The 14,488-nt window shown below is 73.3% G+C and carries 17 protein-coding genes; 7 read left to right on the forward strand and 10 right to left on the reverse strand.

Annotated elements, in window-relative coordinates; genetic code table 11:
- The 3 genes from AC1DYZ_RS07645 to AC1DYZ_RS07655 all read right to left on the reverse strand — a co-directional run.
- On the reverse strand, window positions 1–2,653 hold a 2,653-nt coding region (locus tag AC1DYZ_RS07645; protein WP_477064612.1), incomplete at its 3' end, for a DUF4011 domain-containing protein.
- Window positions 2,653–3,762 carry a M48 family metalloprotease gene (locus AC1DYZ_RS07650; protein WP_477064613.1) on the reverse strand — a complete coding sequence of 370 codons (1,110 nt, stop codon included), beginning with the start codon at window positions 3,760–3,762 and terminating at the stop codon, window positions 2,653–2,655. The genes AC1DYZ_RS07650 and AC1DYZ_RS07645, both read right to left, overlap by 1 nt.
- Before the next feature lie 69 nt (window positions 3,763–3,831).
- A complete protein-coding gene (locus AC1DYZ_RS07655; RefSeq protein ID WP_477064614.1) occupies window positions 3,832–4,491 on the reverse strand; it encodes a DUF2306 domain-containing protein in 660 nt (219 codons plus the stop codon).
- A 150-nt stretch (window positions 4,492–4,641) separates the two neighbouring features.
- On the opposite strand from AC1DYZ_RS07655, the gene AC1DYZ_RS07660 reads away from it, so the two are divergent.
- Genes AC1DYZ_RS07660 through AC1DYZ_RS07675 form a run of 4 tightly spaced genes read left to right on the forward strand, consistent with a single transcriptional unit; the run spans window position 4,642 to window position 6,793 of the window.
- Window positions 4,642–4,857, forward strand: coding sequence for a TFIIB-type zinc ribbon-containing protein (locus AC1DYZ_RS07660; protein WP_477064615.1), 216 nt, complete (start codon window positions 4,642–4,644; stop codon window positions 4,855–4,857).
- Between the two features lie 57 nt (window positions 4,858–4,914).
- Window positions 4,915–5,730: a serine hydrolase domain-containing protein gene (locus AC1DYZ_RS07665; protein WP_477064616.1), complete on the forward strand. Its 816-nt coding sequence runs from the start codon at window positions 4,915–4,917 to the stop codon at window positions 5,728–5,730.
- 5 nt (window positions 5,731–5,735) lie between these two features.
- Complete coding sequence (locus tag AC1DYZ_RS07670) at window positions 5,736–5,990, forward strand: serine hydrolase (protein WP_477064617.1); 255 nt, start codon at window positions 5,736–5,738, stop codon at window positions 5,988–5,990.
- The gene (locus tag AC1DYZ_RS07675; RefSeq protein WP_477064618.1) at window positions 5,987–6,793 is read left to right on the forward strand and encodes an isocitrate lyase/PEP mutase family protein; all 807 of its coding nucleotides are present in this window, start codon (window positions 5,987–5,989) and stop codon (window positions 6,791–6,793) included. Before AC1DYZ_RS07670 ends, AC1DYZ_RS07675 begins: the two co-directional genes overlap by 4 nt.
- Here AC1DYZ_RS07675 and AC1DYZ_RS07680 read toward each other — a convergent pair.
- Genes AC1DYZ_RS07680 through AC1DYZ_RS07700 form a run of 5 tightly spaced genes read right to left on the reverse strand, consistent with a single transcriptional unit; the run spans window position 6,765 to window position 10,152 of the window.
- Window positions 6,765–7,067: a hypothetical protein gene (locus tag AC1DYZ_RS07680; RefSeq protein ID WP_477064619.1), complete on the reverse strand. Its 303-nt coding sequence runs from the start codon at window positions 7,065–7,067 to the stop codon at window positions 6,765–6,767. The two genes, AC1DYZ_RS07675 and AC1DYZ_RS07680, sit on opposite strands and share 29 nt — an antisense overlap.
- Window positions 7,064–8,983, reverse strand: coding sequence for a M3 family metallopeptidase (locus AC1DYZ_RS07685; protein WP_477064620.1), 1,920 nt, complete (start codon window positions 8,981–8,983; stop codon window positions 7,064–7,066). The genes AC1DYZ_RS07680 and AC1DYZ_RS07685 overlap by 4 nt, the downstream gene beginning before the upstream one ends.
- A 54-nt stretch (window positions 8,984–9,037) precedes the next feature.
- Entirely contained in the window at window positions 9,038–9,331 is a 294-nt protein-coding gene (locus AC1DYZ_RS07690) for a DUF1905 domain-containing protein (RefSeq protein ID WP_477064621.1), read from the reverse strand.
- 24 nt (window positions 9,332–9,355) lie between these two features.
- Window positions 9,356–9,697, reverse strand: coding sequence for an ArsR/SmtB family transcription factor (locus AC1DYZ_RS07695; RefSeq protein ID WP_477064622.1), 342 nt, complete (start codon window positions 9,695–9,697; stop codon window positions 9,356–9,358).
- On the reverse strand, window positions 9,694–10,152 hold the full coding sequence (locus AC1DYZ_RS07700) for an SRPBCC family protein (RefSeq protein WP_477064623.1): 459 nt from the start codon (window positions 10,150–10,152) through the stop codon (window positions 9,694–9,696). Before AC1DYZ_RS07700 ends, AC1DYZ_RS07695 begins: the two co-directional genes overlap by 4 nt.
- A gap of 335 nt (window positions 10,153–10,487) precedes the next feature.
- Here AC1DYZ_RS07700 and AC1DYZ_RS07705 point away from each other — a divergent pair, with 335 nt between their 5' ends.
- Window positions 10,488–10,982 carry an FBP domain-containing protein gene (locus AC1DYZ_RS07705; protein WP_477064624.1) on the forward strand — a complete coding sequence of 165 codons (495 nt, stop codon included), beginning with the start codon at window positions 10,488–10,490 and terminating at the stop codon, window positions 10,980–10,982.
- Between the two features lie 6 nt (window positions 10,983–10,988).
- Here the strand turns inward: AC1DYZ_RS07705 and AC1DYZ_RS07710 are convergent, their stop codons facing one another.
- Window positions 10,989–11,756 (reverse strand): class I SAM-dependent methyltransferase, encoded by a 768-nt coding sequence (locus tag AC1DYZ_RS07710; protein WP_477064625.1) that lies wholly within the window; start codon window positions 11,754–11,756, stop codon window positions 10,989–10,991.
- A 43-nt stretch (window positions 11,757–11,799) separates the two neighbouring features.
- The gene (pdxH, locus tag AC1DYZ_RS07715) at window positions 11,800–12,468 is read right to left on the reverse strand and encodes a pyridoxamine 5'-phosphate oxidase (RefSeq protein WP_477064626.1); all 669 of its coding nucleotides are present in this window, start codon (window positions 12,466–12,468) and stop codon (window positions 11,800–11,802) included.
- Between the two features lie 109 nt (window positions 12,469–12,577).
- Here pdxH and AC1DYZ_RS07720 point away from each other — a divergent pair, with 109 nt between their 5' ends.
- Window positions 12,578–13,405 (forward strand): class I SAM-dependent methyltransferase, encoded by an 828-nt coding sequence (locus AC1DYZ_RS07720; RefSeq protein WP_477064627.1) that lies wholly within the window; start codon window positions 12,578–12,580, stop codon window positions 13,403–13,405.
- 11 nt (window positions 13,406–13,416) lie between these two features.
- Entirely contained in the window at window positions 13,417–14,427 is a 1,011-nt protein-coding gene (gene glsA / locus AC1DYZ_RS07725; RefSeq protein WP_477064628.1) for a glutaminase A, read from the forward strand.
- Window positions 14,428–14,488 lie beyond the last annotated feature (61 nt).

Consider the following 14,488-nt stretch of genomic DNA (forward strand, 5'->3'; position numbering starts at 1 on the left):
CCTCGGTCTCGCGCCAGGCCGCGGCCGCGTCCTCCAGCCGACGGGCCTCGCGCGAGCGCGGCGTGACCGCGTCGCCCAGCCCACGCTCCACCAGCGGCCCGAGGACCGCGTGCATCTGCCCGACGGCGTCGGCGTCGTCCACGGTGAGACCTTCGCCGTCGGCCGACGCTCCGGCCGCCAGCAGCACCGTGAGCACCGCGTCGATCGCCCGCAGGGCCTCCTCAGCTCGCCACGCCACGACGGCGTCGGCGCGCGGCTGGTCGAGCACCGCGAGGTCGAGCAGCCGGACCGGGGTGCGGGACAGGACCGCCGGCGCACCGGCGCGCGCGAGAGCGCCCACCAGGGCGTCGACCAGCGGTCGCGCCGCGACCCAGGCGCCCGGCTCGGGCAGGAGCGCCTGCTCCTCGGGCCCCAGCTCGGCGCCCCAGCGGAAACCTCGCAGCGCCACCAGCCGCTCGAGCACCTCCTGCACGGACGCGCCCCCGCCGTCGGCGCCGAGCGCCTCCTCGTACCGCCCGACCTCCGCGAGGGCGGCGGTCGTGGCGTCGATGAGCGCGGTCCGCCGGGCCTCGACCGCCTCCAGCGGCTCGTCGTCGGCGAGCCACCGCTCGTACGTGGCGCGCAGCCCGTGGACGAACTCCTTCTTGTCCTCCTGGCTGTCGTGCACCAGCGTGCAGATCTCGTCGAGGCCCTGCGCCCGCAGCCGGGCGTGCACCACGTCGAGCGCCGCGCGCTTCTGGCAGACGAAGAGCACGCGCTTGCCGTGTGCGACGAAGTCCGCGACCAGGTTGGTGATCGTCTGCGACTTGCCCGTCCCAGGCGGACCCTGGATGACGAAGTTGTCGCCGGACCGGGCCTGCGCGACCGCGGCCAGCTGGGATGCGTCGGCGGGGACCACCAGGTAGCGGTCGGTCATCGGGATGGTCGCGCCCACCGGGGCGACGTCGCGCGGCGCGGTCGAGAACAGCTCGTCGAACGCGGCGTTGGGCATCGGCTCGGTCAGCAGGGTGTCGTAGTCGCGGACCAGGCTGAGGGTGCGGTAGTTGAAGTTGGCGAGCGTGACCATGGTGAGGTCGACATCCCACGTGTACGGGTTGTCGTCGGCGGTCGACGTCACCGTGAAGGTCTCGACCATGTGCTGGGGCGCCGCCCGGTCGCCCAGCTCGACGGACAACGGAATGGGGCGGCGCTCGATCCGGTCGCGGAAGATCTGCACGCCCAGCGGCGCCCAGCCCGGCCGCCGGTAGGAGTACGCGTACTGCCGACGCCCGAACGTGGGGCGCGTGGACGGGCGGCGCCGGCGGTATGCCTGCTGGGCCACCTGCGCGCGGTGCCGGACCAGCTCGATCGTGGGCGTGTCGACGAGGCCGACCACCACGGCGGGCTGCGTCGCGCGGGCCTGCTTCTCGATGCTCGCGCGCAGCTGCTCGACCGCGCCCTCGTCGGCAAGGTCGATCGTCTCCGGCAGCCGCAGGTCGAACAGCTCGTCCAGCTGGTGCCGCAGCACGGGGTTGACCTCGGCAGTCGTGCCGGTCAGCTGCAGGCGGTAGGCGTCGCGCACCCCGCGCTGCTTGGTGAGCGTGACCGGCGCCAGCACCAGCGGCGACTCGATCGGCGTGCCCGGGTCGTTCTTCACGTCGTGCCAGCGCAGGAACGCGACGACCAGCCGCAGCTGGTCGCGCCCGTACTCGGCACGGTCGCGGCGGGCCGACGAGATGATCGCGTCCAGCGACGCCGCCGCGTAGGGGGCGTCGTCCCAGCGCACCACCGAGCCGACGTCGACCGACTTGCCGTCCACGAGTCGCGCGGAGGCCGGGCCGCCCCAGGTGAACAGCTGCGTCGCCCGGATGTTGCGGACGTCGAGCACCAGCGGCACGGACGCCTCGGTGAGATTGAGGGTCCGGCCCGTGGGGCGGAAGTGCAGCAGCGGGTTGCGCCGCGACGCGTCGAACAGCCGGTCGCGCAGGTTCTCCAGCACGGCGGCGCGGGCGTCGGGACGGGTGCCGAGCACTCGCTCGAGGTCGAAGTCCTCGGGCTGGTCGCGGTAGGTGTCGAGCCGACCGATCACGTCGGCCAGGCTCTGCGCCCGCCGACGACGGTCCGGCGCGATCATCGAGCTGGCGACGGTGGCCAGCACCGGGTGCAGTGCGGGGGCCAACGCGAAGAGGTTGTTCCGCCGCCGCTGCAGCAGCGCGGCGTCGCCCTCGTCGGCGAGGTCGATCCCGCACAGGAGGGCCACCAGCAGCTCACCCAGGCTGCCGATGTCGGTCAGCTCGTCGTGGTGGCCGACCAGGTGCTCCCACCGCTGCCAGCCGGCGACGATCCGCATCCCGCCCTCGTCGGCCTCCACGGACGGCTCGTCCTCACCGGTGAGGTCGAACTCGACGGTCCCGCGGTGCTCGACGTCGACCGCGCCGGAGACCTCGAGCGTCGCGATCGCGGCGCGGTTGCGCACCGGCGGCCCGGCGAGCGAGACGTCGATGGTCACGGCTTCGTCGTCGACGTGACCCAGCGCGTCCAGCCCCCGCAGCGGCGCGACACGCCCCGTATCGTGCAGCGACTGCACCGCGCGGAACATGGGCAGCAGCAGGCCGAGGGCGTCGTCGGCCGGCAGCCCGCCACGCGCGACGGCCTGACCGATCAGGTGCCGCATCAGACGGCCGCCAGCTTCGCCGTGGCCCGCTGCCCGAGGTCCAGCTCGGAGCCGATCAGCTCCAGCAGATCCGTGGCCAGACCGACGCGGCGGGCGAGCGCCACGACCGCCTCGAGCCCGTCGTCGGCCGTGCCGAAGTCCAGCAGCACCGCCGCGAGGTACGTGCGGGTCTCCGCCGGGAGGTCGGCGGGCATATCGGTGAGGGCGGGCTCCTGGGCGCCGACGAGCACGCCGTAGCCCTCCGCCAGCGTCAGCGCCTCGTCGCTGCGCACCACGTCGTCGGCCACCAGCAGCCACACCAGGGACCGCGTGACCTCGGCGAGCCGCTCCTGCCCGAGCACGTCGAGCGCGCCTAGGTCGAGCTGCGGGCCCAGCGCCGCCATGACCGCGGGATCGGCCCCCGCGCCGCGCTCGTTCCACTCCTGCAGCGCCCACGCGCGCAGCACCGTCTCCGGGTGCGTCGTGCCGGCGCTCGGCACGCTGTAGTCGACCTCGGCCGCCTGCCGCAGGTACGCCGCGGCGTCGACCTTGGTCAGCCCCGTCACCACCTTGGCCAGGCCGCTGACCGTCGTGATCAGCGACCCGCACGCGAGCACGGCTCCGCGGTCGGCGTACAGCTCGGTGGCCAGGCGGAACCGGCGGGCGGTCTCCAGGTACTCCGACGGCGTGCGCGCATCCGACTCGGCGGCGTCCAGCAGCCGGGCCGCCGCGAGGTACCGGCCGCCCTCGGCGGTCCACAGCACGTGGTGGGCCAGCTCGTGCCCGGCGACGGCGCAGAGCTCGTCGGCGTCCAGCAGGTTGAGCGTCCCGCCGGTCAGCACGAGCACGGCCTTGTCGGGCACGTAGAGCAGCTCGGCGTTGCTGCCCTGACCGCCCTCGTCGACGTAGATCTCGATCGGCACGGTGACCCCGAGGGCGTCGGCCGCCCGCTGGACCGCCGCGTGCACGTCGGGGTGCGCGGTCGCGTCGACCCGATAGGTCTGGCGCAGCAGCAGCTGGTCGAGGCCCGTTCCCGACGTCGGGCGCAGCGCGACCACGGCCACCGGGTTCTCGCGCTCGAGGATCGCCGTGACGTCGCGGTGGTACGGCAGCGGTCCCCAGTCGGTCACTGCGTCTCCCGTCGTCGTCCGGCCCCGGCGACGATAGCGGCCGACGACGACATCGCGTGGGAAGACCCGTCAGGTCGCCACCAGCACCTCGGGGCGTGCCGCCCGGACGACGGCTCGCCGACGGCGGATGATCCACTCCGCCACGGCGAGGTTGATCACCCACGCCGCACCCATGAGCAGCGCGTGCGCCGTCAGGCCGGGCGCGCCGAGCACCAACGTCCACGGCAGGAAGATCAGCGCCTGCGTGCCGGCGCCCTGCCCGACGGCGTAGCCACGGGTCATCCACGCGCTGTGGGTGACGACGTCTCCCCGACGGATGAACACCACGCCGAGCACCAGGGACGCGACCATGAGCGACCCAAACACCCACCGGAACACCTCGAGGAGCGTCCCGTCGGACGCCGGCAGGTCGGAGAACGACGCCATCCAGAGGCCCGCGAGCGCCGCGAGGATCCCCGCCGGCGCGACCACCCGACCGGCCCGGCGGTGCCAGGCGGGCCGACGCCGACGCAGCCCGGGGTGGAACTGGAACGCCCCGAGCAGCAGGAACACCGTGGCAGACACGATGTGCACCACCACCGGGAGCGGCATGGTCACGAACCGCTCGTTGTCGGGCGTCACGGCGGGGTCGCCGGCCAGCTCCGCCAGCCGGATCGACCCCGCGAGCATCGGCACCAGGCTCAGCAGGATCAGGCCGGCCGGGATGCGCCACGCGTGCTTCGGAACCATCGCACTGCCTCTCGTCGGGCCGCTTCTCGTCCTGACGAGAGCCTCTCGACTCCGGGCGCCCGGGTCATCGGTCGTTCGCCCACCCACGGACTCGGCCGTTCGGCGGAGGAAACCCTCCCCGCTCCTCGGTCGTTCAGCGAGCGCAACGGAGTGACCATCGACCAGTGCACCGGCTGCCGCGGGATCTTCCTCGACCGCGGCGAGCTCGAGCACCTCACCGCCGCGGAAGCGCCCTACTACGGCTCACGCACCGCCGCACCGGCGCCGGCGCGGCACCCCGAGGACGACCGGCGCAACCGCGATGACTACTACTCGAGCACGAAGAAGAAGCGCCCGAGCAGCTTCCTCGACGACCTCTTCGGCTGAGCCGCCCGGACCGGCCCTCCGCGGGCCGATGTCGGAGCTTCGGTGCAGGGTGGGCGCATGGACGTGGAGCGGGCGGTCCGGGCGCGGGTCGCGTCGGGCGAGGTGCACGGGGCGGCGTGGCTGGTGGACCGCGGCGGGTCGGTGACCGGCGGCGTCGCGGGCGTCGCGCGGCCGGACTCGATCTTCCGGCTCTCGTCGGTGACCAAGCCGGTGGTGGCGGCGCTGGCGATGGCGTTGATCGACGACGGCGTGCTGGGGCTCGACGACGACGTCGACGAGTGGCTCCCGGAGCTGGCCGACCGGCGCGTGCTGCGCCACCCCGACAGCCCGCTCGACGACACCGTCCCCGCCGACCGACCCATCACCGTGCGGGACGTGCTCGAGTTCCGGCTGGGCATCGGCGTGGACTTCGCCGGGCCGTTCCCCGGCGCCGTGCTCGGGGCGCTCGCGGAGCGCGGGCTGCCCGTCGGGCCACCCGCGCCGCAGCAGTCGCCCAGCCCCGACGAGTTCCTGCGCATCGTCGGCGGCGTCCCGCTCATCGCGCAGCCCGGCACGCGTTGGCTCTACAACACGAGCGCCCAGGTGCTGGGCGTCCTCCTGGCCCGCGCCGCGGGTCGGCCGCTGCCCGAGCTGCTGGCCGAGCGCCTGCTCGACCCGCTGGGCATGACGGAGACCGGGTTCCACGTACCCGCCGAGCGGCTGGACCGCCAGTGGTTGGGCGACGACGTCTACGACGAGGCCGACGGCCAGTGGGCGCGCCCACCCGCGTTCCCCGACGCCGCCGCGGGGCTCGCGTCGACGGTCGCGGACCTGCACGCGTTCGCGACGATGCTGCGCGCCCGCGGCGCGACCGTGCTGGCCCGCAGGCGGTGACCGCGATGACGTCCGCGCACGTCGGGGCACACGACCCGGACGGCCACGAGGGCTGGGGGCTCGGTCTCGGGGTCTTCCTGTCGGACGCGCCCGACGGTCGGCACGCCGGCACCTACGGCTGGGACGGCGGCCTCGGGCAGACCTGGTGGAATGACCCGGTGACCGACACCATCGCGATCCTGCTCACCACCGACGCCTGGACGTCCCCGCAGCCGGCACCCGTGTTCGGCGACTTCTGGCGGGCGGCGTTCGGCGCATGACCACGTTCCGCGACCTGCACGCCGGGCCCGTCCCGCTGCTCCTCCCGAATGCGTGGGACGTCGGCTCGGCGCTGGCCTTCGCCAACGCCGGCTTCCCGGCCGTCGGCACCACCAGCTTCGGCGTCGGCGCGGCGGCCGGCCGACCCGACGGCGGCCGCGCCTCCCGCGACGCGACCCGCGAGCTCGTCCAGCAGCTCGCGCAGCTGCCCGTGCCCGTCTCGGCGGACGTCGAGGACGGGTACGACGACGACCCGGGGGCGGTCGCGGCCTTCGTCGCGAGCCTGCCGGTCGCCGGCATCAACCTCGAGGACAGCACCGACGGCCTGCTGGTCGAGACCGCGCGCCACGCGGCCAAGGTCGCGGCCGTCACGCAGGCGTCCCCGGACCTGTTCGTCAACGCGCGCGTCGACACGTTCTGGTTCGACCAGCACGCGACCCTCCAGGCGACCGTCGCCCGGGCGCTCGCCTACGTCGACGCGGGCGCCGGCGGAATCTTCGTCCCGTTCGTCGCGGACGCGCTCACCCCCGCCGACCTGCACATCCTCGCGCGCGAGATCCCGGTCCCGCTGAACGTGCTGGTCACGCCCGGCCTGAGCCTGGTCGAGCTGGGTGAGCTCGGCATCCGCCGGGTCAGCACGGGCTCGCTGCCGTACCGCGCCGCGGTCGACGCCGCCGTCTCGGTGGCGACCGCCGTGCGCGACGGCCAGCCGGCGCCGGCCGCGACCTCGTACGCCGACATGCAGGAACGCCTGCGCCGGCACGCCGCCCTCTCGCTCAGACGAACCGCTCGACGAACGCGATGACGGTCGAGTCGTTCCACCCGTCGATGCCCTCGAACACCGCGACGCGCTCGGGCGAGGCCATCCACGCCTGCTCGAGCCGCCGGAACTCGTCGCGGTCGCCCTCGGCGCTCACAGCCCAGGTGAACTCGGCAGCCTCCCGGTTGAGGTACGCCGACTCGACGGTGAAGCCGAAGGCCGCCCGAGCGGGCACGAGGCGGGTGGGCCACCACGCGAGGAACTCCTCGACCAGGTGCGGCTTCAGGTTGTAGCGGCGCAGCTGGACCGTGCGGCTCATGCCCCCTCCTCCAGCCAGGCCTCGAACGCGTCGAACGACGAGGGACGGCCGAGGAAGCTCTCGACCAGGTCGGCGGCGTCGGCCGATCCGCCCGGCGCCAGGATCGACTCACGGTACCGACGGCCGACGACCGGGTCCATGAGACCGTCGGTGAACGCGGTGCGCAGGTCCTTCGCGATGACCAGGCTCCAGAGGTACGTGTAGTACGCGGACCCGTAGCCGTCGAGGTGGCCGAAGCCGGCGTACTGGTGGGTGTCGGGGATCGGCGTGTACGGGCCGAAGCGGGCGTCGACGTCGGCGGTGTACGYGGCGAGGTCGGCGGGCGGGTCGGCGTGCAGGCCGTACGAGAGGGCCGTGTAGTTGAGCTGCCGGCGCGTCCACGCCCCGCGCGCGAAGCCGTCGGCCCGGCGCATCGCGGCGACGAGCTCGGCGGGGATGGGCTCCCCGGCCGCGTTCGTCGCGAAGGACCCGAGCACGCCCGCGTCCCAGCCCCACTCCTCGAGCAGCTGGCTCGGCGCCTCGACGAAGTCCCACTCGGTGGCGACGCCCGTGAACATGGCCCACGGCTGGCTGCCGCCGAGCACCTCGTGCACCAGGTGGCCCAGCTCGTGGAAGAACGTCAGCACGTCGTCGTGCTCCATGAGGCCGGTGGGGAAGTTGCAGACGAGCACCCCCTCGGGCAGCGACCGCCCGGCGATGCCCGGCACCAGCCCGAACTGCGCGGCGTGGTTGAACTTCCCCGTGCGCGGGTGCATGTCGAGGTAGACGCGGCCGATCAGCGACCCGTCGGCGGCGACGTCGTAGACCTCCACGTCGTCGTGCCAGGTCGGGACCTTGACGGGCTGCAGCGAGATGTCGAACAGCCGCTGCACCACGTCGAGGATGCCGGGCAGCACGGCCTCGTACCGGAAGTACTCCCGGACCGCGCGGGCGTCGACGTCGTACTCCTCGTGCCTGATGACCTGCTCGTAGTAGAGGTTGTCCGCCGGGGTGACCGCCGCCGCGTCGGGGACGTCCTGGCGGTAGCGCGCGAGCATGACGTCGACGTCGCGCGCCGCCGGGGCCGCCGTGAGGGCGTCGAGGCGCTCGATGAGGTCGGCGATCGCCTGGCCGGAACCGATCATCTTGACCTCGGCGTCGTACGTCGGCCAGTCCGGGTAGCCCAGCAGCGTCGCGCGCTCGGCCCGCAGCCGCAGCAGCTCCGCCAGCAGCGGCTCGTTGGCGGGCCAGCCGAGGGACTGGTGCTCGCGGGTGAGCGCGAGCCGGACCTCGGGATCGGTCGCGTACGTGCGGACGGGCAGCAGGTCGGGGTACTCGGTGGTCAGCGTGACCAGCCCGTCCTCGTCGGCGGGGTGCTCGGCGCGGAAGTCGTCCGGCAGCCCGTCCAGCTGCTCCGGACGAACCTTGATGCTGCGCACGCCGTCGCGGATGTTCCGGGAGAACTCCAGGCCGATCTCGGTGCACCGCTGGGCCAGCGCGCGCAGGCGGTCGCGGTCCTCGGGCGAGCGGTCGACGCCGGCCCGTCGGAAGTCGCGCAGCACGTGCTCGCGGACGCGCGCCGCGCCGGCGTCCAGGCCGTCCGCGGAGGTCGCCGCCAGCACCTGCCACAGCTCGTGGTCCAGGCCGCGCTCGGTGCCCAGGTCCTCGGCCGCCTGCGCGCGCTCCTCGGCGGCGGCCCGCAGCTCCGCGTCCGGGTGCACCTCGGCCAGCAGGTGCGCCGCGGCCGACGCCGAGCCGAGCGCGACGTCGGCGTCGTTCCACAGGGCGAGCACCTCGGCGGTCGTGCGCGGCGTGCCGTCCTTCAGGGTGGCGACGAGGGCGCGTGCGTCGTCGAGGGACGCGTCGATCGTCGTCGAAAGGAAGTCCGGCCAGGCGGCGGCGTCGGTGGGGAAGGAGGTCGGCGGCTGCGCAGGCATGCGGCCGACGATAGCCGTCGTGCCACGTCGAGGCCGCGACGTTTTCGTCGGCGCCTAGCGAGGGCCACCCAGGATCAGCCGCACGGTGACGGTGTCGCCGACGTCGAGGTACTCGGCCTTGCGCACCACGGCCTTCACGGGGACCAGGTAGCGCCCGTCCTTGGGGAACAGCGACGTCTCCCACTCGGTGTCGTCGATGCGCGCGAGCACGGGGATGACGCCCCAGCCGTACGTGATCATCGACGAGACGGCCTTGATGCTGGCGCTCTCCGCCTCCGGCACCGGCACGTAGTGGAACGGTGACGGTCCGCGCCAATAGATGATCTCGCCGCTGAACTCGAGCTCCATCGCCCCAGGATCGCGCACGCGAGGTCAGTCCGGTGGCGTGACGTCCTCGTCCGACAGGGACTCCGCGATCCGTGCGATCGCCGACAGCCTGCGGTCCCACTCGGCGCCGATCGCCTCGAGCGCCCGCGCCGTCTCGCTCAACCGCGAACCCAGCGCGCGGTACCGGATCTCGCGCCCGGCCCGGACGGGTTCGACCAGGCCGGCGTCGGCCAGCACCGCCAGGTGCTTCGCGATGGCCTGCCGGGACACCGGGAAGCGCGTGGCCAGCGCCGACGCCGAGAGCTCCGCGCGGCCCAGCTCCTGCAGGACGGCCCACCGGGTGTCGTCGGCGAGCGCGGCGAACACGGGGACCAGCGTCGCGGTCACGGCGTGGCCTCGACGAACGCGACCAGCTCGTCCAGCTCGCTGGTCCAGCCCTCGCGGTTGGAGTTCATCGCCTCGACGGGGTCGCCGCTAAGCAGTCCGAAGCCGGACTCGACGACGCTGAGCACCGTGGCCTGGCCGTCCTCGACCAGCGTGAACCGGACCAGCGTGGAGTTGTCGGGGCGGATCGGCTCGTCGCGCGTGCCCCACGTGAACGCGAAGACCACGGGCTCGTCGTACTCCTCGATCCGCACCGGGAACTCGCCGTAGTCCGCCCAGCCGAACGTGCCCTCGCCGCCGACGCGCAGGTCGGGAAGTGACGCGGAGGTGCCGAACCACTGGGAGATCAGGTCGTCGCGCGTCAGGGCCGCCCACACCCGCGCGGGTGTCGCCTTGATGTGCACCGTGCGGGTGACGGTGTAGCTCTCCGTGTCGACGACGGCAGGCTGCTGGGTCATGGGTCGATCCCTCCGGTGGATTATTTGATGCAACTCAAGAGTTGCATCGTCGAGACCGTGGCGCAACTAGACGGTTGCGACTTTGACTCGCGGCCGTCAGAGGCGCACCATCGATGCCGAGCTGTGCCGCGGGACGAGCCCCCGGCCGTCGGATCGGAGCGCATCACGATGCAGCGGGGAAGCGAGGCGGCCGCCCAGGCCTGCTCAGCCGGCGACCGGACGCCCGCCCGGCACGCCTGACGCCTCAACGGCGACACCACCGACCTCGAGTCGGTGGTTCGGCGTGCCCCGGTGGGAATCAGTTCCCTTCCCACGTCGCACGAGAGCCGAGACCCATGAAGCCCCTGACCGAACCGTTGATCCGCGCGTCCTTCGTGAACTGCTCGAAGCGCGAGGCCGCCCAGCTGACCCTGCCCGCCGACCTGGCGGACCTGCGCTGGGACCGCCTCGACTACCTGGGCTGGATCGACCGCAAGGCGCCTCTGCGCGCCTACGTCGTCCTGCCCGTCGAGGACACCCTGGTCGGCGTCACCCTGCGCTCGCCCGAGGGCACCGCCAAGCGCCGCCGCGCCGTCTGCGCCTGGTGCGAGGACGTCATCGCCACCGAGGACGTCTCGATGTACGTCGCCCGCCGCGCCGGCAGCCCGGGCCGCAACGGCGACACCATCGGCACCCTGATCTGCACGAACTTCGTCTGCTCCGCCAACGTCCGGCGCAAGCCGACGATCATCGAGGCCGGGCAGGACCCGGTCGGTGTCGTGCAGCGCCGCATCGAGGGGCTGCGCGAGCGGTCCGAGCGGTTCGCCCGCGAGGTGCTCCGGGAGCTCTGACGCCAGCTACGACGTCATGCGAGCGCGGTGAGGGCCGTCGCCGGGCAGGCGGTAGACCGAGACGTGGGAGCGGGAGTCGGCGGTGAACTCCGCGCCAGACCAGTCGGCGTGCCGGCTCTCCAGCGTGAAGCCGCCCAGCTGCGCCATGAGGTCGAGCTCCGCGGGCCAGATGTACCGGTGCGGAGTGCGGCCCAGGCGGGCGTTGCGGCTGTCGTCGAACCGGAAGTGGTGCGAGACGACCCGCTGGTGCAGGACGTCGTAGGTGTCGAGGCCGATGTATCCGGGCTCAGAGAGCCAGACCGTGGCGGCGGCTCCCGGCGGGAGCTTGCGGAGCTCGGGGACCCAGAGCTCGATGACGAACCGGCCGCCGGGGACCAGATGGCGCGCGGCATTGCGGAAGCACTCGACCTGCTCCTCCTGCGAGAGCAGGTTCGCGATGGTGTTGAAGACGAGGTAGACGAGGCGGAACTCGCCCGACGCGGTCGCGGTCGCCATGTCCCCGAGCACCACGGGGATCGTCGCCTCGTCGACCTTGGTGCGGAGCTGGTCGACCATGGGTCGCGAGAGCTCGATGCCGACGACGGGCACCCCGCGCTCGGCGAGCGGGATGGCGACCCGCCCGGTGCCGATGGCGAGCTCGAGCGCCCGGCCGCCGTCCGCGAGCGCTGCCAGCCGATCTACGGTCGGGCCCAGCACCTCGGGCGCGAACATGCCGGTGCCGGGGGTGTCGTACTCGTGCGCGGCCTCGGCGTCCCACAGCTGCTCCTGGTCCATCTCGCCGACGATGGCAGCACGGGGCCGGGCGGTCGATCGCATTTCAGGGCTGGCGGCGGTGCACCGTCCAGGCTGCGGGCGTGCCGAGGTTGCCATCGGCGACGCGCGTGAACACCAGGCGGTCGTGCAGCCGGTCCCGCCGACCCGCCCACAGCTCGACCTCGTCGCAGTCGATCCGCCAGCCGCCCCAGCCGTCGGGCACCGGGACGTCGTCCGGCGCGCCCGTGTCCGGGTAGAGGGCCGCGAACCGCTCGTAGGCGGCGACCAGCGCCGCGCGGTCGGCGATCGGCTGCGACTGGTCCGATGCCCACGCGCTGATCCGCGACCCCCAGGGCCGCGTCGCGAAGTACGCGGCGATCTCGTCGCGACCCACCGGGACCGCGCGGCCGCGGAACCGGACCGCGCGGTACATCGCCGGCCAGGTCAGCGACGCGGCGACCGAGCCGGTTGCGATGATCTCGCGGCTCTTCGCCGACCCGAGGTCGGTGACGAACCCCGGGCCGCGCTCGTCGAGGAAGCGCATGAGGACGGTGCGCACGTTGGGGCGGCCGTCGGCGTCGACCGTGGCCACCGACAGTGCGGTCGGCTCGGCGACGTCGCCGAGCTCGGCCTGCCGGGCCTCCGCGTCCGCGACCCACCGGCGGACCTGCTCGAGCGGCGTCGCCGCGAGCTGGCCCTCGTCGAGCCCCTCGCCGGCGTACTCCCTGTGCACCACGCCACCGTCCCCGTTCGTCGACACGTCCGGGGGGACCATACCCACCGGGACCGGCGCCTCCTGATTTCTGGTACCCCAGCCTTCGGCCTGCGCCTACGGTGACGCGATGGCCGAGGAACCCATCCACCACCACTACGACACCGCCATCGACGAGGACCAGCGCCTCCGCGAAGGGCTGGGCCGACTCGAGCTCGCCCGAGTCCAGGAGATCATCCGGCGCCACCTCACGTCTGCGGCGCGCGTGCTCGACGTCGGCGGCGCGACCGGGGTCCACTCTGAGTGGCTGCTCGCCGACGGTCACACGGTGCACCTGGTCGACCTGCTGGAAGGTCACGTCGCCCGAGCGACCGACCGCCTCGGCGAGCACCCACGGTTCACGGCGACCGTCGGTGACGCGCGCACGCTCGAGCTGCCGGACGCGTCCGTCGACGCCGTCCTCCTGCTCGGGCCGCTGTACCACCTCACCGAGCGCGCGGACCGGCTGGCCGTGTGGCGGGAGGCGTCGCGGGTCGTCGTGCCGGGTGGCGTCGTCCTGGCGATGGGGATCTCGCGGTTCGCGTCCCTGTTCGACGGGCTCGCGCAGGCCTATCTCTTCGACCCCGCGTTCCGCGCGATCGTCGCGCAGGACCTGGCCACGGGTGTGCACCAGAACCCGACGGGCGACCCCCGCTGGTTCACCACCGCCTACTTCCACCGACCCGACGAGCTGGCCGCGGAGGCGTCCGAGGTCGGCCTCGACGTACGGGAGACGGTCGGCGTCGAGGGGATGGCGCACTGGATCAAGTCGCTGGCACCGGTGTTCGACGAGAGGGCCGACCCCGCCGACCGTGAGGTCGTACTCGACGCCGCGCGCGCCGTCGAGGCGGAGCCGAGCCTGCTCGGGCTCAGCTCCCACCTGGTGACCGTCGCCGTCAGGCCGCCCGACGTGGGCTGACGTGTGCTGGTATGTCCCCTGTGACTGACGACTTCCACGACCCTGCGCTGATCTCGACCGGGCACCTGCCGCGGGAGGAGCTCGTGATGCAGCTGATGCAGGACGCGCACGAGCGGTACGCGGGTGTCGACGAGGGAGCCGTAGCGGACTACATCCCGGCCCTGGCCGAAGCCGTCCCGGCGCTCTTCGGGCTGAGCATCGTCTCGGTGACGGGTGCCTCCCACAGCGTGGGCGACGCGTTGCACCAGTTCTCCATCCAGTCCGTCTCCAAGGCGTTCGTCTACGCGCTCGTCTGCGAGGCGCTCGGGCCGCAGGCCGTGCTCGATGCCATCGGCGTGAACAACACCGGCCTGCCGTTCAACTCGGTCATGGCGCTCGAACTCAACGCGGGCAGCCCGATGAACCCCCTGGTGAACGCCGGAGCGCTGGCGACGACGAGCCTCGTGCCCGGCGCGACCGCGGACGAGAAGTGGGCGTTCGTGCAGACCGGTCTCTCGGCGTTCGCCGGCCGGCCGCTGGCGCTCGACGACGACGTGTACGCCTCCGAGGCGGCGCACAACCGGCGCAACCAGGCCATCGCCCGGCTGCTCGAGAGCTACGGCCGCATCGCCCACGACCCCCTGGAGACCACCGACGTCTACACGCGGCAGTGCTCGCTGCTGGTCTCGGCACAGGACCTGGCCGTGATGGGCGCGACCCTGGCCGACGGCGGCGTCAACCCGGTCACCGGCGAGCGCGTGGTCGACGCGTCGGTGTGCCGCTACGTGCTCGCCGCCCTCGCCACCAGCGGTCTGTACGAGCGCTCCGGCGAGTGGCTGTTCAGCATCGGGCTGCCCGGGAAGAGCGGGGTCTCCGGCGGGATCGTGACCGTCGCGCCCGGCAAGGGCAGCCTCGCCACGTTCTCGCCGCGGCTCGACGCCGCCGGCAACAGCGTCCGCGGCGGGCTGGCGACGCGTTACCTCTCGGGTGCGCTCGGGCTCAACCTGTTCGCGTCGCGCCCCGAGGTCGAGCCGTCCGCGTAGCGCTGTCGGTCCGGCCGCACCAGGCTTACTCTCGGATGATCCGCCACCGCCCCTGACCCAC

Source organism: Cellulomonas sp. P1_C4 (genome assembly GCF_056406355.1).